This window comes from Faecalibacillus sp. H12, from assembly GCF_013361255.1.
Lineage (GTDB): Bacteria > Bacillota_I > Bacilli_A > Erysipelotrichales > Coprobacillaceae > Faecalibacillus > Faecalibacillus intestinalis.
On the sequence record NZ_JABWDK010000017.1, the window covers coordinates 1 to 19,828 of the forward strand.

Genomic DNA, 19,828 nt, shown 5'->3' on the forward strand with positions numbered 1-19,828 from the left:
CTGGAATGTAACCAGCTTTTTCAGCTCCCATGTTCCAAACACCGATTTCTTGGGCAATACCAAGAGTGATACCAACTGTGATACAACTGATTGTACAGAAGTTAACAGCTTGGAATGCTGGGTTTAAGAATTCTAAAGCCATAATTGGTTTGAAGAAGATACCTAACCCAGTACTTTCGTTAACCAATACGTTACACCATAAAACCCCAATTGCCCCAGCGATTGTTAAAGGCATGAAGTTTTGGAACGCATTTTTAATTGCAGATAAATATTTGTTTTGACCGCACCATGCACCAGCACGACCTAAGACATCTGCCATTTTGTCCATAATTATTTCCTCCCTTAATTAATTTTGACATGATTATCATAACGTGACATTTTTCTTTGTTAAAGGCTTACATTAGTTTTTGTTTTTTATTTACAACATTCTTTTCAACTTTTTAAAATGATGTAATTTATTTACATGTCTATATATAAAAAATCATTTGCAGCTGCAAATGATTTTCGTGTCATTTCCGCAAGTAGTCAAAAAAATACGGAAGGTATTTAATTTATTAAGTAAATGACAATCTTTATTTTATATATAGGATAAAAATTGTATACCTTTTTAAAATGTTTAGAGAGTTATTTTCATTAATTTCTCCTAATTAAATAAAGAATGTAATTTATTTACAAAAAAGATGACTTACATCACCTTTTTTATCTATATTATTAAAAGATAATATTTCTTATATGATTTAGTCTAAAATTGGGAAGTTACGATTTAATCGTTAAAGGGATATAACAATATTATCTTTTAATAGCAAAATTATTTATCTAATTGATAGAATGAATCAACGCCACCATATAAGCTTTGTTTTCCTAATTCATCTTCAATTCTTAATAATTGATTGTATTTAGCAATACGGTCTGTTCTTGATGCAGAACCAGTTTTAATTTGTCCAGCATTTGTAGCTACAGCAATATCAGCAATTGTTGTATCTTCTGTTTCACCAGATCTATGAGAAACAACAGCAGTATAATTTGCCTTTTGAGCCATTTGAATAGCTTCTAGTGTTTCAGTTAAAGTACCAATTTGGTTAACTTTAATTAAGATAGAGTTTGCAGTTTTCTTAGCAATACCTTCTTGTAAACGTTTTGTATTTGTTACAAAGAAGTCATCCCCTACTAATTGTACTTTTTTACCTAATTTTTCAGTTAAATATTTCCATCCGTCCCAGTCATCTTGATCAAGACCATCTTCGATAGAAATAATTGGATATTTTTCAACAAGTTCACCGTAGAAATCAACTAACTCTTTTGAAGTAAATGTTCTATTTCCTTCACCCGGTAAAACATATTTACCATCTTTATAGAATTCTGAACTAGCAACATCCATTGCAAGTTTAACATCTACACCTGGCTTATAACCTGCTTTTTCAATAGCTTCGATAACTGTTTGAATAGCTTCTTCATTTGATTTTAAGTTAGGAGCAAATCCACCTTCGTCACCTACAGCAGTATTTAATCCTTTATCATGTAATACAGCTTTTAAATTATGGAATACTTCAGCACCCATACGAATCGCTTCTTTGAATGTAGGAGCTGAAACTGGCATAATCATAAATTCTTGGAAATCAATGTTGTTATCAGCATGTGCTCCACCATTGATAATATTCATCATTGGTGTAGGAATAACATGAGCATTTTCTCCACCAATATAACGATATAATGGCATACCTAATGAATCAGCAGCACATTTAGCAACGGCAAGAGAAACACCTAAGATAGCATTTGCTCCAAGTTTTCCTTTATTATCTGTACCATCTAAATCAATCATTGCCTGATCGATTTCTCTTTGAGCAAAAACATCATATCCTAATAATTCAGGAGCAATCACTTCGTTTACATTTTTAACAGCTTGTAAAACACCTTTACCTAAATAACGTGATTTGTCTCCATCTCTTAATTCCACTGCTTCATAAATTCCTGTAGAAGCTCCACTTGGTACGATTGCTCTACCAAAAGCTCCACATTCACTTCTAACTTCAACTTCAACAGTTGGATTTCCACGAGAGTCTAATACTTCGCGTGCTTTAATACTTTGAATTAAATCCATTTTAATACTTCCTTCTTTCATTTTTGTTTTGTTTGTGTTTGTGATTTTTGTTTGTGATCTGGTATCAATAAAAAATGATTTATTAACACGAAGTTAGCCGTAACTAACTGTCTATAAGTTAGCATATACTAACCTTGTGTGTCAACCCTTTTTGACTACTTTTTTTCAACTTCAAATACTATTTTGTCCCTTTTTTTATAAAATATTCTTTGATAGATACAAAAAAATTTCTTTTTTCATTTATTTATCTTTCTTGTTTCATTGACTTTCTTTAATCGACACTTTATAATTTGTTCAGGTGAATTCCTTCACCTGAAGGAAGAAATTTATGTAGTTTTACGTTATTTCTTTTTTAATGTTTGTGATCATTAATGTGATGAAAGGAGAAAATAAAAAATGATTTATTCACATGAAGTTGAAGAAATGTGCACTGTAAATCGTGGTGCATCACACGGATGTGCTCCTATTCCTGAAGAAGGAAAATGGGTATATTCAAGAGAAATCAAAGATATTTCTGGTTTAACACATGGTATTGGTTGGTGTGCTCCACAACAAGGTGCATGTAAACTTACTTTAAATGTTAAAGAAGGTATCATTGAAGAAGCATTAATCGAAACTGTTGGATGCTCAGGTATGACTCACTCTGCTGCTATGGCTAGTGAAGCATTAGTTGGTAAAACTTTATTAGAAGGTTTAAATACTGACTTAGTTTGTGACGCTATTAACACAGCTATGAGAGAATTATTCTTACAAATCGTTTATGGACGTACTCAATCAGCATTCTCTGAAGGTGGATTGCCTGTAGGTGCTGGTCTTGAAGACTTAGGTAAAGGTTTAAGATCAATGGTAGGTACATCATACTCTACTAAATTAAAAGGACCTCGTTACTTAGAATTAACTGAAGGTTACATTACTCGTATCGCTTTAGATACAAATGATGAAATTATCGGTTACGAATTCGTTAACTTAGGTAGAATGATGGAAATGATTAAAGATGGAAAAGATGCTAATGAAGCTTTAGAAGCTGCTAAAGGTAACTACGGTAGATTCAACGATGCTGCTAAATACATCGATCCAAGAAAAGAATAATAGGAGGATACGAAAAAATGGCATTATTTGAAAGTTATGAAAGAAGAATTGATCAAATTAACGCTGCATTAGCTAAATATGATATCAAATCAATCGAAGAAGCAAAAGCTATTTGTGATGAAAAAGGTATCAACGTTTATGATATCGTAAAATCTACACAACCAATTTGTTTCGAAAACGCTTGTTGGGCATATACAGTTGGTGCTGCTATGGCAATTAAAAATGGTGATACTAAAGCAGAAGATGCTGCTAAAACAATCGGTGTTGGATTACAATCATTCTGTATTCCAGGATCTGTTGCTGATGATCGTAAAGTAGGTTTAGGTCATGGTAACTTAGGAGCAATGTTATTAAACGAAAATACTCAATGTTTCGCTTTCTTAGCTGGACATGAATCTTTCGCTGCTGCTGAAGGTGCAATCAAAATTGCTGAAAAAGCTAACAAAGTAAGAAAAAATCCATTAAGAGTTATCTTAAATGGTTTAGGAAAAGATGCTGCTAAAATCATCTCAAGAATCAATGGTTTCACTTATGTAGAAACTCAATTCGATTATTTTACTGGAGAAGTTAAAGAAGTATCTAGAACTGCTTATAGTGATGGTCCACGTGCTAAAGTTAACTGCTATGGTGCAGATGACGTACGTGAAGGTGTTGCTATCATGCATAAAGAAGGTGTAGATGTATCAATCACTGGTAACTCTACTAACCCTACTCGTTTCCAACATCCTGTTGCTGGAACATACAAAAAAGAATGTATTGAACAAGGTAAAAAATACTTCTCAGTTGCATCTGGTGGTGGAACTGGACGTACTTTACATCCTGATAACATGGCTGCTGGTCCTGCTTCTTATGGTATGACTGATACTATGGGACGTATGCACAGTGATGCTCAATTTGCTGGTTCTTCATCAGTTCCTGCTCACGTAGAAATGATGGGATTAATCGGTATGGGTAACAACCCAATGGTTGGAGCTACTGTAGCTGTTGCTGTTGCAATTGAAGAAGCTTGTAAATAATTAGGGTTTTCCTAAAAAAAGCTAAAAAGTCTTGATTTTATCAAGACTTTTTTTGTTATATTAATTCTTTATCATATCAAAATATTTGTTTTTTAGTTATAATATAGTTAGGTGATAAATATGTACAAAAGTTTTCAAATAAAATCAAATTATGATCAACTAAAATTAGATGGCATTATTATTTCTTGTGAAAGCCCAAAAGGAATTGTACAAATTTCTCATGGTATGTGTGAGCATAAAGAGAGATACATCGACTTTATGAATTTCTTATCAAATCAAGGTTATTTATGTATTATTCATGACCATCGTGGACATGGAAAAAGTATAAAAGACAAAAATGATTTGGGGTATTTTTATGATAATGGTCATCTAGCAATTGTTGAAGATCTCCATCAAATTACTTTGATGATTAAACAACAATATCCTTATCTCCCACTCTATCTTTTAGGACATAGTATGGGGTCTTTAGTCGTGCGCTGTTTTTGCCAAAAGTATGATCAAGATATTGATGGTTTAATTGTTTGTGGAAGTCCTAGTGATAATCTTCTTGCTCCTATAGGAATAAAAATAGCTCGTATCTATTCAAAAGTCAAAGATGATCATTATCGTCCTCAATTAATTCAAAATTTAAGTTTTCAAGCTTTTAATAAAAGGTTTCATACAGATATTCCTAACAGTTGGATTTGTAGTGATGAAAATATTGTAGATTCTTATAACAAAAATCCTTTATGTTATTTTACTTTTACCGCAAATGGCTTTGAATCTCTCTTTAATCTTGTAATAAATACATATCATAATGAAAACTGGACAATGTCTAATCCCTCTTTACCTATTTTATTTATTGCTGGTAAAGATGATCCTTGCATTACAAATGAAGTAAAATTCAACAAAGCTGTTTCCAACATAAAATCTAAAGGTTATATGTGTGTAGATTCCTATCTTTTTGAAAATATGCGTCATGAAATTTTAAACGAAAAGCAAAATCAGCTTGTATATCAATATATATTAGATAATTTAAACGCATGGCAAACAAATATATAAAAATTGTAATTTGAAATACTTATTAATCATTTAGATTATTTTTCAAATCATACCGTGATATAATAAATTAAATAAAAATGACTTGAAAGTGGCGATTAAGATGAACAAAGAAATAAATAATAATCTTCCTCTTAATATAATTGATATTTTTAACGCTTTGGAAAATAACTTCAGCAAAATTTATACAGTTGATTGACAAACAAAAAGTATTACCATTTATCGTTATAAAAATTCAAACATGAACGATGAAGAATTTCCTAAAGATGTTCTTCCTTTTGAAGAAGAAATAAAAAAATATATTGATAAATATGTTTTAGGAGAAGATAAAGAAGCTCATGTTTCAACATCCTCTTTTTATCGTCACTATAAAGATAAATATGACGTGATGAATGATAATTATAAAAGGATCTTAGATCAATATATGCATAGTAGTCAAAATCACAATTATGAAGATGTCTTCATTAATTTATTTAATATGAGTAAAGAGCTTCATTATTTAAAAAATGCTTTTGATTATACCGGTATCAATTCTTTAGGAGATTTTATCTACCAATATTCCTATAATACTGTTATTTGGATGTGTAAAAGAAAAAACATCCAATTTGAAGATAAAGATCTTCTTTTATTAGATGTTTTTTGTGGTGGCGCTTCTATCATGTACCAACATTATATTCTTGGTAAGTTTGATTTGTCTCCTCAACAAGCTGGTAAAACACTTTATCAAATGTTTCCTGACGTTTTTAAAATTTCATGGTAAAAAATCAATTACTTTTCATTTTCTTTTAAAATTTGATGCTCTTTTAATAATTTTTCAATAACCGTTCCTTTAATACTTCTTATTAAAGGCTTTTTGATTATATTTAAAGGACCTAAATTCATCTCTAAGGGTGATTTCCCATCCATTAATTTTACAGAACTATCTAAAAGTTCTCGAATATCGTAAACACTGCCCCATACTTCTGGAACACCTCGATCAACACCTAATAAACCATAAACAGCTTCCATCGCTGTTCTTACCGAATATTCTGTAGTAAATACAGTATCTCTTGGTGTATGTGCAAATTGTCCTAAAAAGGCAAAATTAGTTGCATCTTTAACAATAACATCCGGACGATCTTCTTTTCTTCTTGGCATAAAGAAAGCTGTAATATAAGGCATCATAGTTGGTATACAGATAGCACTGTTGGTTGCATAGTCTTCTATTAATTCTTCTGGAACACCAAGGTGATACAACCATTCCATGGTAATTTCTTTTCCTGTACAATCTTTCATTGGCTTTTTAACATAATCTCCTATTGTATCAGTAAACAATCCATAAACCCACACACAGACTTTATCTTTATCTTGTTGTTTAAATTGACCTTGACGATTAATGGTCCAACTTAAAAGCCATGATGAATCTTGACAACTGACAATACCTCCTGTAACAACATGTCCTGTTTTAGGATCTCTTTTACAAATATTCGTAATATAGGGAATAATCTTATCATCTAATGTTGTAACTGTTGCCGATTCCCAATTTGTTTTTTGAATATCACTACAGAATTTTTCAGGATGGCCAAAAGATTTATCTTGTTTAGCAATATTTTTCCATAAATTCCAACATCCACTTGTTCGCATTTCTGCATTTCCATTAGGAGCATGATTTTGATCTCCATAAATTGTACCCTCTGTACAGCTTCCATTGGTAATTAAAACCAAATCATTTTCGCTAAGGGAAATTCTTTTTTCTTTTCCTTTTACGTTACATTCAATCGTTTTAGCAACTTTTTTATCAGGTTTAATATCAAATAAAACATTCGTTACCTCTGTGTTAAATTGAAAATCAACCCCATGTTTTTCAAGATACTTTTGCATTGGTAAAATAAGTGATTCATATTGATTATAACGCGTAAATTTTAAAGCGCTAAAATCAGGTAAGCCCGAAATATGGTGAATAAAACGTTGAAAATAAAGTTTCATTTCTAAAGCACTATGCCAGTTTTCAAAGGCAAACATGGTACGCCAATACATCCAAAATGTTGAATCAAAGACTTCTTCATCAAAAACATCTTCAATCGTTTTATCATAAAGATCTTCATCTTTTGTCATAAACAGTTTCATGATTTCCATGCAACCTTTTTGACTTAAATTAAATTGTCCATTGGTTTTAGCGTCTTGTCCTCTGTTAATAGTTGCACGACATAAAGAATAATTTGGATCCTCTTTATTAAGCCAATAAAATTCATCTAATACACTGGCATCTTTGATTTCTAGTGAAGGAATACTTCTAAATAGATCCCATAAACATTCAAAATGATTTTCCATTTCACGACCACCACGCATGATATAACCTCTAGAAGGATCAAAAATACCATCACAGGCACCACCAGCAATATCCATTGCTTCTAAAATATGAATATTTTTTCCAGGCATTTGTCCATCTCTTACCAAGAAACAAGCTGCCGCTAAACTTGCTAGACCACTTCCTATTAAATATGCATTTTTATTTTCAACATTTTCTGGTTTTTTAGGTCTGGCAAAAGCTTCATAATTTCCATTTGTATAATAAATTCCTTTATCATTTTTATCATACTTTCCTAATTCTGTATTTCGATACGTATTTACCTTTTCATCCTTTTTATTATTCTTTACTTTTTTAGCAACAAGGACTGCTGATGAAACGGCCGTCACTGTTGTTGCAGCAATCGTTAAACTTTTACGATTCATAAACAACTCCACCTTTCTTTTTACACTTCAATCATAGCATTCCCTTATTTTAGATAAAATTTACAATAAAAAAGAAATGATAAATTTTTTATCATTTCTCCCTATTTGTAAAGTTTTGTATCGATAAATCGATTGTTCCTAATACCGTCATTTCTAAATCATCTAGAATCATTTGATAATCTTCATCCATTCCCGAATCAATCCAATCCAACATTACACCAACAAACCCATATTTATAAAAATGAGCAATAAAATCCTTTTGTTGATTTAAAATAAAAATATCTTTACTTCTTTCTTCAACAACAGATTCTATCAATTCATGAACAAGTTTGAATAATATCTTTTCAATTTTATCTCGAGAAATATCATGATAGACATTTAGAATAAATGGTTTATTAATATAAACCGCTTCAAAAATATTAGAAAGTCCTTCTTTCCAATGTGCATAATCTTTCTTTTCATTCAAAGCTTTTCGAGCATCTTCTATTAAAATCCATTCTGTTAAATCATACAAATCTTGAAAATGATAGTAAAAAGCCATGCGACTTATATGGCATTTATCCGTAAGATCTTTAATCGTTATTTTATGAAATGTTTTCTCTAATAAAAGTTCTTTAAATGCATCTTCTAATTGTAATTTTGTTCTATTTGACATATTTATCAATTCCTTTAAACAATCTTTTACTTGTTTTGATGGATTCTTCTTATAAAGCAAACCATAAGGCATCTGATAGTCCCATTCAACCGGTAAAGTAATTAAAGAAGGATGGATATTATCCCAAGCATCCAATGTTAATAAAAGACAACCTTCTTCTTCACAACGATTGAATGTATCTAAATCATAAAAGTAACCGACATCCTCTAAAATAATTTGAGGATAAAACATTTGCATATTCTTTCTAAAATCATCAATATTTAAACAATCCCCACTACTGACACATAAAAGTTTTTCATTATATAAATCCGTAATTGAAAGTTTTTTCTTTTTTGCTAGTGGATGACTTCTAGGCAGAGCTACACAAACGTTATAAGTTCCTAACTGTTTGCAAGAAGCAAAAATAGAATTTGACTTGAGTTAAAGGCACCAATTAAAAAATCAAATTTTATTCCTAACGATTGATAAACTTCCATGATTTTATCATGATCATCTTCATAAGGAACAACACGTAATTTATAACGTTGTATTAAGGTTTGTATACTATGCCATAAATCAATAAATTCTTTTGCCGAATTTAAAAATGAAGAACCAATATGAATCATAGAAGATGTTTTCTCTTGGATTTTATTCAAATAATTATCTGAATTTTCGATAGGTATTTTAGCTTCATCATAAATTTTTTTGTCCCTGTACTGTCAGTTTAATGCCACGATGGGTACGATTGACTAATTTTATGTAGAGATATTCTTCTAAAGCATTTATTTGTTTCATCACACTGATTAGTGTAATATACATTTTTTGTGTCTTAGTACTTTTCATAATAATTCTCCTCAGTTTTTACTTTTAGTAAATAAATTGTATCTTATACGGTTATTCCAATCAATAGAGAATAATTTATTTTAAAAGTCATAGAAAACAATGAAAAAGAATTTAGATTTGGCTGGATAAGATTATCTCAACTCTCTGAAGATCCAACAAATATTGATTTTGATCAATATAAAGATATTAAACCTCATGGTATTTCTTTAGCTTCTCTTTTAGAAACTTATAATAGTTGTATGGTTCAAGCTTAGAAGTAGAAGATGAAAAATTAAATCAACTTATAAAAGAAGCTGATGAATTTTTAGCAAATCATTCATTTGTAAATTACGATAGTAAATAGTAAATTAAAATAGAGTCCATTTTGAACTCTATTTTAATTTATTGCCTCTTTCCCTGTATTCCCTGTATCAATCATGTCAATTCCCCCTATTTCATGAATTTGTTATACAGTATAAATGATTATTTATTATCATGCAAGTATTTTATTACTGAAATATATTCTTATAAAGAAAAAACTTGAGCAAAAATAATCAAGTTTTCCTTTTAAATTTATTGATATTTCCATGCATTTGATTGCATTTGCATATCAACCATATGTTTATAAATCCCCTTTTGTTGTTTTAATTCTTGTGGCTTCCCTTGTTCAGCAACAACACCCTCTTTTAAAACAACAATTTTATCAACACCATCTACTGTTCTCATTCGATGCGCAATAACTAAAACTGTTTTATTTTCAATTAATTTAGAAATAGATTCTTGAATCAATGATTCATTATCTACATCTAATGAAGCTGTTGCTTCATCCATTAAGATAATTGGAGCATCTTTTAAGAAGGCTCTAGCAATAGAAATTCTTTGTCGTTGTCCTCCTGATAATTCAGAACCATTTTCACCAATCATTGTATTCCATTGATCAGGCATTTTTTCAACAAATTCATCACAATGCGCTAATTTTGCTGCAGCAATCACTTCTTCATCGGTTGCATCCTTTTTACCAATACGAATATTTTCCATAACTGTGTTATTAAATAATGTGACATCTTGAAAAACAATTGAATAAAGTTCTAATAATTTTTCAGGTTCAACCTTTGAAACATCCATTCCCCCAACGGTAATCTTTCCTTGATTAATATCATAAAAACGTGCAGCAAGTCGTGAAATGGTTGTTTTACCACCACCACTTGGCCCAATTAATGCTGTGACTTCTCCTTGTTTTGCGACAAATGATACATCTGATAATACTTTTTCTTTTTGATTATAAGAGAAAGCCACATGATCAAATACAATATCATAGCCTTCATTTGTAAGTGTATCAACTCCTGTTTGTTCTTCATGGGATAAAATCTTATCCATACGTTTACAATTCGTATCAAGACTAATCATAGCAGATAAATTTTGTAAAGAAATTTGTAAAGGTTCGTACATACGTGTCACAACAAGTAAAAACATAAAGAATGTAAGAATTGTAATTTCATCTTTTACTAATAAGTAACTTCCTACAAGGGTAACTGTTCCCATCCCAAGTTTTAAAACCATTTGAGCACTACAAACAAAAGCAGCATTCGTAAATTCTGCAAAGATAGCATGATTTTCAACAGCTTTGATTTTTTTATTAAGAGATTTCATATACGTATCACACATATTATTCGATCTTAAATCTCTTAATGTTTCTAATCCTTCTTGAATACCATCCAAACAATTGATACGATATTCATTTGTTTTTTCATGTGTTTTTCGCATTGCTTTTCTTGAATAAAGGACAATTGCAAATGCAATTGGCATCACCCAAATAGCAGCAAGAGCCATACGAAAATCAAAGAAGAATAAACTGATGACAATAATTGTTGTTGAAATCATGGCTCCTATTAATTCAGGAATCCAGTGAGAACTTGCTGTTTCTAAAAGAGCACAGTCAGACATGATCGTATTTGTAAGATCCGCTAAATCCTTTTTTCCAAAATAAGCTAAAGGAAGTTTTCTTAACTTTTCTGCAAGTGTACGACGTCTAACACCACTTTCAACATATGTTGATAAAAAAGTAGCACGATATTGAAATGTTGTCGTTAAAGCAATACAAATCAAGATTACAACACTCTCAACACTAAAGAAAGTAAGTTTTTCTTTAGGTAATTGTTGATCTAATAAATAAGATGATAATACATAAAGTAGTCCCACAGGGAGCATTAAAACAAGATTAGAAAGTGTCACTGCCACAAAGGCTCTTATCATGTCTTTTGCTCCTTTAGAAGATAAAGCATATTTATGTTTTAATTTTTCAATCATTATTCTTCGTCCCCTTTTTGTACTTTCCATTTTACAGATTGATTATATTGATGCCACATATGTGCATAAACACCTTTTGTCTCTAACAGTTCTTCATGTTTACCACTTTCAACAATATGTCCATTTTCTAATACATAAATACAATCTGCATTTGTAATCGTTGATAAACGATGAGCAATCATGACAACCGTTTTATTTTTTGAAAGTTTTTCAAAAGCTTTTTGAACAAGTACTTCATTATCAGGATCAGCAAAAGCCGTTGCTTCATCTAAAATAAGAATTGGAGCGTTCTTTAAAAAGGCTCTAGCAATCGATAATCTTTGACTTTCCCCACCGGAAACATAAACTCCTTTTGAACCTATAACGGTATGAACTCCATCAGGGAATTTATCAATAATATCTTGACATTGGGCATCTTTTAAAGCTTGGATAACTTCTTCATCACTTGCCTCTGGTCTTGACATACGAATATTTTCTAAAATACTCATTTTAAGTAAACGACTATCTTGGAAAACATAAGATACTTGATTCATTAATTCTTTTTGTTCAATATCTTTAACATCAACATGTCCTATTTTAATACTTCCTTCATTTACATCCCAAAAACGAGAAATAAGAGAAGCTACAGTTGTTTTACCACCACCACTTGGTCCAACTAAAGCAATATGTTCTCCTGCTTTAATATGCATACTTAAGTTGTCAATGGCTTTAGTAGAAGCATCTTGATACGTAAAGCTGACATTTTCTAAATCAATAGAAGCATCACTTGGTACTTGTATTTGTTTACTTTCAGGTAAAGGTTGTACATTCATAATTGAATTCATACGATTTAAAGCATCTTCTACAAGCATTTGCGATTCACCGGCATAAGCTACTTTCATTAAAGTCGTTGTTAAAATAGATGTAATTAAAATATAGAAAAAGAGATTCAAAATAAATTGATCTGTAATAGTATTTCCTGCAAATAAATAAGCAGCAATAATTAATGCCGCAAAGATTCCATTAGCAAAAGTTGTAAAACATACCATTGGTTTCATCATACTCTTTGTATAATCTAACGTCCATTTTTCATATTCATCAATTGCTTCTTTAAATCTTTTAAAAGAGAAAATTGTTTGTTCAAATGTTTTAACAACAGGTACCCCTCTTACATATTCAACAGCTTCTGATGACATCGTTTCCAAAGCATTTTGATATTGTTTCATATCTTCTGCCATCTTTGGTCCCATCATCGCTGTAAACATTAAGACAAAAGCAATAATTGCTGGAATAAGACTCATTAAACCTAGTCGCCAATCAAAGATTGCCATCATAATAAGTAAACCAATTGGTGTTGCTTTAGAAACAACTTTATCTGGCACATTATGTGCTAAAAAGGTTTCTGTTGTGGCACTTGATTCCATTACGATTTTTCTAATTTTTCCACTTCCTTGACTTTCAACATAGCCAAGAGGAAGTTTCATAATGTGTTCCATCATTTTCGTTCTCATTGTCGCTTGTACTCTAAAGGCTGCTTTATGCGAACACATTAAGGCTGCGATATAAAAAACCATAGCTAATAACGCAAATAAAACTGCATGCCATCCATAACTTTTGATATGGATTGCTTCATTAAAGTTTGGTCTTACTTCTAATACCTCTTTGATGATACGCCACATATCATAAAAAGGAACCAAAGCAATAAAGGCACTGATTGCAGCTAAAATACATGAAGCATAAACATAATACTTATGATTTCCTGCAAAGTGCATTAACTTCGATAATGTACTCTCTTTCTTTTCTTTCATAAAATCCCTCCTATTGGTTAGTTTTTGCTAACTATCGATGTTAACTTTAGACAGGTTTCCCTGTCTATTTACTCATCAATTCCCATAACTGCTTTCCAGCCAGCAACATTAAATAACTTTGTGCTATTCATAAATGATTGAGCTTCTTTATAGGAACAATCATGTGCAACAAGTTCATACATCGTTTGCCATCCTGCCCGGCAAAATACATGAATAAAGAATGGATCTACTGTAAAACCTTCTTTACCATATTTATCAACAAGCTCTTGGTAATAAGATTCTTCGATTTTTCCAAGTTCATCTAAAAAATGTTCATATTGAAAACCGGTAGAACAACAAAAAATCAATTTAAACTCTATAAAATGTTGATAAATATAATCTAAAACAAAATCTGTGCCTTCCTCTCCTTCAGAATTAGCTTGATTAAGATCAGGACTATAGGTTGCTTTTTGAATACTCTCGAGATAAATATCCATCAACCCATCCGCTGTTTCTTTGACGATTGCTGAAAACAAACCTTCTTTATCTTTAAAACGAGTATAAATAGAATTTGTACTAACTCCGCTTTTGGCAGATATATTTCTTAGACTTGCTTTCATAAATCCTTTTTCTAAAAATTCTTCTGTTGCACTTTTTAATAGGTTTTCTGTAACACCTACGGTTTCTTGCCTCATAGATTGCCCCCATCATTAAATAACACTGTTATTATAACACTGTTATTTTAAAACCGTCAATATTCTTTCGCTACCAAAAAGATGATATAATTATAGATAAGGAGGCATTTCTATGACTTATAAAATTGCTTTTTTTTCATCTGATTGGCTTTTTGAAATTGCCCAAGAAAAACAAAATGCGATCAATCAATTTTTAAATGATTATCAAGATATATCCATTGATATGTTTGAAATCTTTGGAAATTACGGTCTTGTTCACCCTATGGATAGCTTATTAGAACTCTATAAGCTTCCCGATATTAAAGATTATGACGTTTTGATTTTTCAAACAAACTCCAATTTTTATAAAGATTATCGCCAACAAATGATTGATGAAGCTCATAAATATCATATTCCTGTTGTTTCTATTAACGATCCTATTAAAGATTGCGTTTATGTAGGAACAGACAATCAACAAGCCATTTATAAACTTACTCAAACAATTTCAGCTGAAAGAAATTGTCAAAAAGTAGCTTATGTTTCTGGACCTATGTCTTCAAGAGAAGCACGACTTAGAAAAGCAGACTTTTTACAAGCAACTAAAGATTTAGAAGATATTCAAATCATTGAAGGTGCGAGTTGTGGTTATCCAACAAATGAAAAAGATGATTCTGAATTAAAAAAAGAATATTTATCTTATACTTATCATAGTAATTGTTTTTTTGAATCAACAGAACGTTTAGAAACACTCTTATCTCAGACATCTCATTTTTATGATTTATTTGATGTTTTTGAAAAAGAATCACAAAATTTTGGATATAAACAAATTTATCTGGTTATGAATTCAAAATATATTGATGAAATGTCTGAAAATATTATTCATTTTTCTGATAAAATGTATTTAATGGGTATGACTTATCACAAAAATTCACCTGATGAAAAACATATCTATCAAGAATTTTCTAAAAAAGAAGTTCTTCCTCAAGAATATAAATCACGTTATATGATTTATACTTCTTTAAGTAATAATGGTGTCGCTATTGGTTATTTAGCTTTTGATAATTACTCAAAAAATATTTCTATTAATTATATGACAATTATCTTAAAGCTATTAGGTCTTACTATTAAAAGTATACGAAAAAAACATGTTTTAAGTTTATTAAACAAGGAATTAGAAAATCTTTATGTTAAAGATTCATTAACCCATCTGAAGGTAGTGGGTTTCCGCCTATGGCAAACGAAAGGATTTAATTTATGAATCAACTAGAAAAAAACTTTATTATCAACTCATTGAAAAAGATCAACAAGCATTGATTTATTTTATTGATATGGATTTTATGAAAAAAACAAACGATCTTTATGGACATGATATGGGTGATAGTGCTATTAAAGAAATTGCTTCTATTATTTTAAAAGTCATTTCTAAAGAAGATATTGCGATTCGTTATGGTGGTGATGAATTTGTTATCATTACCAATTATTCATCGAAAGATCTTTCTACAAAAATAACTGATGAAGTGTTTTCTTTTTTGAATACCCACATTCCACAGGTGATTATCAAAATAAGAAATGATAGTTTAAATTTTTTTGGCTTTTATGTGTAAAAATGGTTTCAATAATTGGATTGACCTGTTGATTATGGGTAATTTAATCAAAATTAATTATATTAATTACGTTTTTCTTAAAAAGATCTAATTTTGAATATGATATATATGGAGAAAATTTTTGATGAAAGTTTTTAAAGAAATAATTGCTTATTTTAGTCATATGAATAATAAAAGAAGAACTTTAGTGTGGTATATTATATCATTGAGTATTGTTTTGATAGAATATCTTATTAACTCTAGACTAGACAAATTTGTCTACTTTCATCCGTTCATTAGTATAGTAATAAATATAGTTCTCTTAATAGATTTATTTTTTATACCTATTACTTTTATAGCAATTGATATATTAAAAGCACAAAAAAATTCTATTATAAAATTTTTTCAAATTATTTTATCAGGAATTGGTATAGGACTGTTATCTTTTACGGTTATTTTTGTTTACTCTTTCTTTAATAAATCATCATTTAACATTGATAGTGTAAGTATAGATTTTAGAAGTGATAAAATATATGTTGAAAATGTAGTTTGGTTAGAGGATAGTCACCATGTAGATGTGTATCAAATCGAAAACGCATTTTTTGTAAGGCGGATTGACAGTTATAAATTATAAAATGATAATGTTTTTTGAATCCCCATAATCAACAGGTGACGATTTAAGAGAAATGTGGAGCAGAAATATTCAGGATATATACTATCTGTCTATGACTGATAGGAAATGATTTCTGTAGGTATTTCTTGATTTTATCCATAACAGTCTTTCGCATATTTCTGTGGTTAAATCTATACTCCTGTTCATTCAGGAATAAAGGCATCTCTCTTTTAGTTATTCCATGATATATACCAGTAATATTATTTTTAATATTACCGATTATTATATTTAACCAGAGTAGTCTATGATTCTTTTCTTCGTAGCTGATCTTCTCGTTCTTTACCTGAATCTCTTCATTTAATGTATTAAAGCCTTTCTCGCCATCTGTATTAAGCAATGCAGCATGTGTTAATATACAACATTGTTCTATATTTTTCTTAAGTGACAGACCAGTATAATCATTGATGCGTCTTAACTTAATAAATCGGGGATAGTTATTCCCTTTATCTGTAGATAGAATACCAAGAATAGGCTGTTGCTCACTTGCACGACCCGCATTATTCTTGGATTTTGCACCAATATTAAAGACATCCGCCTCATAGAAAAGGCTGTTGAGCAGCTTCTCTGAATTGCTTAGTGACATAAGATTCTACACTCGTTCTCTAGAAGAAGTGCAGTCTTGTGGTTAACATCTAGTATTGAACATAAATTTATTGCACTGATTCCTTTATTTTCATTAAGGAAAAGGAAAACACCTAACAGAAGTTTGTATAGATCAAGTTTGCAGCTCTGAAAAATAGTGCCTGAAAGCAGAGAATGTTGCTTATGGCATGAGCTACATTCAAGAACATATGAAGTCTTGGTCTTTCCTACACGCTTGACTAGGTAATACTTATGACATCCGCAACGGTCACATGAAAATCCCCCAGGCCATTTCATGGATTTGAAGAATTCAATACAGTTACCAATATTGTTTGAATAATTTTGAGTGAACTGATAAAGAGAAGCTTTCTTTGGCTTTAATACTTTATTTGACATGTGGTTATACCTCCATCTGATTTCTAATCTAATTATAGAACGGATGGAAAATCCATGTATTCAATTCAGCTTCATGAACGCCGTCCAATCGGTGCTTATAGAATTTAATTTTCACTAACCTGTAGGTATTCAAATTTTCTTTTAATAAAACAAAAAAATATCCTTTTTCACTTTCAACAAGTATTGGATATTATTTAGCACATCAAAATGATGATTTTGAAACAGCTATTAATCAAGCGGATGCTTTAATGTATCAGATAAAGAAAGACAAAAAAGCTCAAAGAAATTAATCTTGAGCTTTTTTTACATCTGATAAAAGTTTTTTAATTCTAACAAATGCTTCTTCAATATTTTCTTTAGATGAAGCAAAAGAAATTCTAACAAAATCAATAAAGTCCTTACCAAAACCACTTGCTGGTACAACAGCTACGCCATAATCAAGTAACTTATCCGCAAATTCTTGCCCATTAAGCCCCGTTTTAGAAACATCAACCATAATATAGAAAGCCCCATGAGGTTTAATGTATGAAAGACTTTCACATTGATCTAATTGTTCCATAATAAATGTTCTTCTTTCATGGAAAGTATCTACCATATGTTGAACTTCTTCTTTTACATCTTCTTGATCAATTGCTTTTGCCATTCCTATTTGCGCAAATGTCATTTGTGATGTTGTTGTATATTGATGTACTTTTAAAATAGGCTCTATATTTTCTTGACTAGAAGCAATATATCCCATTCGCCACCCTGTCATAGCATACGCTTTAGAAAAACCATTAACAATAATTGTATAATCTTTCATGTTTTCAAATGAGGCAATAGAAACATATTGCTTTTCATAATCGAGTTGATTATAAATTTCATCAGCTAATATTAAAATATTGTTTTCTCGAGCTAGTTGGCATACCTTTTCTAATGTTTCCTTTTGATAAACAGCTCCTGTTGGATTACTAGGGTTATTGATAATCATCATTTTTGTTTTATTTGTAATTTTTGATTTCAATTCTTCAATATCAATTTGAAATTCATTACTTGCTTTTAATGGAATTTCTACAGGAATTCCCTCACATAATAAAACTATATTTTGATAAGAAACGAAGGCTGGTGTAAATATAATAACTTCATCTCCTGGTTCAATAAAAGCAAGACATGCATTATTGATTGCTTCACTACAACCACAAGTCATAATGATTTCTTGATCACTATCATAATCAACTGTTGTTTGTTCCTTTAATAATTGAGCTACTTTTTGTCTTAAACCTAAATATCCTCTATTAGAACTATAATGCGTTTGATTATTATTTAAAGCTTCTATTGTAGCTTTCTTAATTCCCTCTGGTGTATTAAAATCAGGTTCTCCTGCACATAAAGATACAACACTTTTCCCTTGACTTTTTAATTTTTCAACCTTTTCCATAACAACACGAATAGATGACATTTGTACTTGATCTATTCTTTTAGCGTATATATTTTCTTTTTCCATTTTGACACTTCCTTTTTGATAACTATTATATACTAATTATAGTCAAATACACAACAAAACATCTTAAATAAAAATACCTAATTTCTATAAAATATATCTATAAATTTTCTTCTTAATATCTATTAGATTTATCTATTTTTTGTTTTTATAATAAAGATAAGGAGGATTATATTTATGAATAAAGAATTTGAAGGAAAATATGCTGTTGTAACAGGTGGTGCGGGAGGAATCAGTTACGAAGCTGCAAAAACACTTGCAAAAAAAGGATTATCTGGTGTTGTTTTAGCTGATTTAAATATTGAGCAAGCAACAGAAAGTGCTAAAAAACTAGAAGAAGAAACAGGATGTCACTGTTATCCATGCAAAGTAGATGTTTCTAATCCTGAAGATATTGAACATCTATTTGAATTTGCATTAGAAAAAATGCCCGCTGTTCATATTTTGATTAATGGAGCTGGTGTTTGTCCAACAACCCCTATTGAAGATTTGGATGCTGATAAATGGGATTGGTGCATGAATATTAATTTAAGAGGTGCTCATTTATGTGTAAGAGAAGCCATCAAAACTATGAAAAAACAAAAATATGGAAAAATCGTAAACATTTCTTCTGTGGCTGCACGAATTGGAGGTATCGCTTCTTCTGTAAGTTATGCTGCAAGTAAAGGTGGTCTTTTATCTGCTACAAAAAGTTATGCAAAAGTTTTAGGAACTTATAATATTAATGTTAACGCTGTTTGTCCTAGTGTCATCAACACAAATATGACAGCTAATACAAATTACAGTGCTGCTGGTATCCCACTTGGACGTTTAGGCGAAACAGAGGATGTTGCAGAAGTTATTGCCTTTCTAGCAAGTGATGCCTCTAAATATATTACTGGTCAAGGTATAGATATAAATGGTGGTTCTTATATGAACTAAAACACAAAAAAAGCTTCATCATGAAGCTTTTTTATTA

Annotated in this window: 19 protein-coding genes and 2 pseudogenes; 9 read left to right on the forward strand and 12 right to left on the reverse strand. The window is 30.4% G+C overall.

All coding sequences use genetic code 11. The features are described from left to right. A pseudogene (locus tag HUU89_RS10325) lies at nt 1-328 on the reverse strand (PTS sugar transporter subunit IIC); the annotation flags it as partial. A 480-nt stretch (nt 329-808) separates the two neighbouring features. After that, complete coding sequence (gene eno / locus HUU89_RS10330; RefSeq protein WP_175301693.1) at nt 809-2,098, reverse strand: phosphopyruvate hydratase; 1,290 nt, start codon at nt 2,096-2,098, stop codon at nt 809-811. Nucleotides 2,099-2,494: 396 nt separating this feature from the next. On the opposite strand from eno, the gene HUU89_RS10335 reads away from it, so the two are divergent. The 4 genes from HUU89_RS10335 (at nt 2,495) to HUU89_RS10350 (ending at nt 6,001) form a co-directional block, all read left to right on the forward strand. Beyond that, complete coding sequence (locus HUU89_RS10335; protein ID WP_022001699.1) at nt 2,495-3,187, forward strand: iron-sulfur cluster assembly scaffold protein; 693 nt, start codon at nt 2,495-2,497, stop codon at nt 3,185-3,187. 17 nt (nt 3,188-3,204) lie between these two features. Continuing rightward, the gene (locus HUU89_RS10340; protein WP_022001700.1) at nt 3,205-4,203 is read left to right on the forward strand and encodes a GGGtGRT protein; all 999 of its coding nucleotides are present in this window, start codon (nt 3,205-3,207) and stop codon (nt 4,201-4,203) included. 120 nt (nt 4,204-4,323) lie between these two features. After that, nucleotides 4,324-5,244: an alpha/beta fold hydrolase gene (locus tag HUU89_RS10345; protein ID WP_175301694.1), complete on the forward strand. Its 921-nt coding sequence runs from the start codon at nt 4,324-4,326 to the stop codon at nt 5,242-5,244. Nucleotides 5,245-5,482: 238 nt separating this feature from the next. After that, nucleotides 5,483-6,001, forward strand: coding sequence for a TetR/AcrR family transcriptional regulator (locus tag HUU89_RS10350; protein WP_175301695.1), 519 nt, complete (start codon nt 5,483-5,485; stop codon nt 5,999-6,001). Between the two features lie 8 nt (nt 6,002-6,009). Here the strand turns inward: HUU89_RS10350 and HUU89_RS10355 are convergent, their stop codons facing one another. The 7 genes from HUU89_RS10355 to HUU89_RS10385 all read right to left on the reverse strand — a co-directional run bounded on the left by HUU89_RS10355 (nt 6,010) and on the right by HUU89_RS10385 (nt 14,177). Continuing rightward, entirely contained in the window at nt 6,010-7,953 is a 1,944-nt protein-coding gene (locus HUU89_RS10355; RefSeq protein WP_175301696.1) for an oleate hydratase, read from the reverse strand. 91 nt (nt 7,954-8,044) lie between these two features. After that, a complete protein-coding gene (locus HUU89_RS10360; protein WP_254697760.1) occupies nt 8,045-8,845 on the reverse strand; it encodes a TetR/AcrR family transcriptional regulator in 801 nt (266 codons plus the stop codon). Between the two features lie 143 nt (nt 8,846-8,988). Next, entirely contained in the window at nt 8,989-9,243 is a 255-nt protein-coding gene (locus tag HUU89_RS10365) for a hypothetical protein (RefSeq protein WP_175301697.1), read from the reverse strand. 37 nt (nt 9,244-9,280) lie between these two features. Continuing rightward, the gene (locus HUU89_RS10370) at nt 9,281-9,430 is read right to left on the reverse strand and encodes a LysR family transcriptional regulator (protein ID WP_175301698.1); all 150 of its coding nucleotides are present in this window, start codon (nt 9,428-9,430) and stop codon (nt 9,281-9,283) included. A 552-nt stretch (nt 9,431-9,982) separates the two neighbouring features. Then, nucleotides 9,983-11,716 (reverse strand): ABC transporter ATP-binding protein, encoded by a 1,734-nt coding sequence (locus HUU89_RS10375; protein WP_175301699.1) that lies wholly within the window; start codon nt 11,714-11,716, stop codon nt 9,983-9,985. Further along, nucleotides 11,716-13,503 (reverse strand): ABC transporter ATP-binding protein, encoded by a 1,788-nt coding sequence (locus HUU89_RS10380; RefSeq protein WP_217498473.1) that lies wholly within the window; start codon nt 13,501-13,503, stop codon nt 11,716-11,718. Before HUU89_RS10380 ends, HUU89_RS10375 begins: the two co-directional genes overlap by 1 nt. Nucleotides 13,504-13,571: 68 nt before the next feature. Further along, on the reverse strand, nt 13,572-14,177 hold the full coding sequence (locus HUU89_RS10385) for a TetR/AcrR family transcriptional regulator (RefSeq protein WP_175301700.1): 606 nt from the start codon (nt 14,175-14,177) through the stop codon (nt 13,572-13,574). Nucleotides 14,178-14,289: 112 nt separating this feature from the next. Here HUU89_RS10385 and HUU89_RS10390 point away from each other — a divergent pair, with 112 nt between their 5' ends. The 3 genes from HUU89_RS10390 (at nt 14,290) to HUU89_RS10400 (ending at nt 16,373) form a co-directional block, all read left to right on the forward strand. Next, the gene (locus HUU89_RS10390) at nt 14,290-15,414 is read left to right on the forward strand and encodes a hypothetical protein (RefSeq protein WP_175301701.1); all 1,125 of its coding nucleotides are present in this window, start codon (nt 14,290-14,292) and stop codon (nt 15,412-15,414) included. Next, entirely contained in the window at nt 15,407-15,760 is a 354-nt protein-coding gene (locus tag HUU89_RS10395; RefSeq protein ID WP_081918930.1) for a diguanylate cyclase, read from the forward strand. Before HUU89_RS10390 ends, HUU89_RS10395 begins: the two co-directional genes overlap by 8 nt. A 124-nt stretch (nt 15,761-15,884) precedes the next feature. After that, nucleotides 15,885-16,373: a hypothetical protein gene (locus HUU89_RS10400; protein WP_032090178.1), complete on the forward strand. Its 489-nt coding sequence runs from the start codon at nt 15,885-15,887 to the stop codon at nt 16,371-16,373. Nucleotides 16,374-16,416: 43 nt separating this feature from the next. On the opposite strand, the gene HUU89_RS10405 is transcribed toward HUU89_RS10400, so the two are convergent. Both HUU89_RS10405 and HUU89_RS15455 read right to left on the reverse strand, forming a co-directional pair. Next, entirely contained in the window at nt 16,417-16,995 is a 579-nt protein-coding gene (locus HUU89_RS10405; RefSeq protein WP_175301702.1) for a transposase, read from the reverse strand. Further along, the gene (locus HUU89_RS15455) at nt 16,986-17,390 is read right to left on the reverse strand and encodes a transposase (RefSeq protein WP_175301703.1); all 405 of its coding nucleotides are present in this window, start codon (nt 17,388-17,390) and stop codon (nt 16,986-16,988) included. The genes HUU89_RS10405 and HUU89_RS15455 overlap by 10 nt, the downstream gene beginning before the upstream one ends. 161 nt (nt 17,391-17,551) lie before the next feature. Between HUU89_RS15455 and HUU89_RS15460 the strand changes: the two are divergent. Next, nucleotides 17,552-17,680: pseudogene (locus HUU89_RS15460) on the forward strand (hypothetical protein); the annotation flags it as partial. Here the strand turns inward: HUU89_RS15460 and HUU89_RS10420 are convergent. Continuing rightward, nucleotides 17,677-18,873, reverse strand: coding sequence for a pyridoxal phosphate-dependent aminotransferase (locus tag HUU89_RS10420; RefSeq protein WP_175301704.1), 1,197 nt, complete (start codon nt 18,871-18,873; stop codon nt 17,677-17,679). The pseudogene HUU89_RS15460 and the gene HUU89_RS10420 sit on opposite strands and share 4 nt — an antisense overlap. A 174-nt stretch (nt 18,874-19,047) precedes the next feature. Between HUU89_RS10420 and HUU89_RS10425 the strand changes: the two genes are divergently transcribed. Further along, entirely contained in the window at nt 19,048-19,791 is a 744-nt protein-coding gene (locus HUU89_RS10425) for an SDR family NAD(P)-dependent oxidoreductase (protein WP_175301705.1), read from the forward strand. The last annotated feature ends 37 nt before the right edge of the window (nt 19,792-19,828 follow it).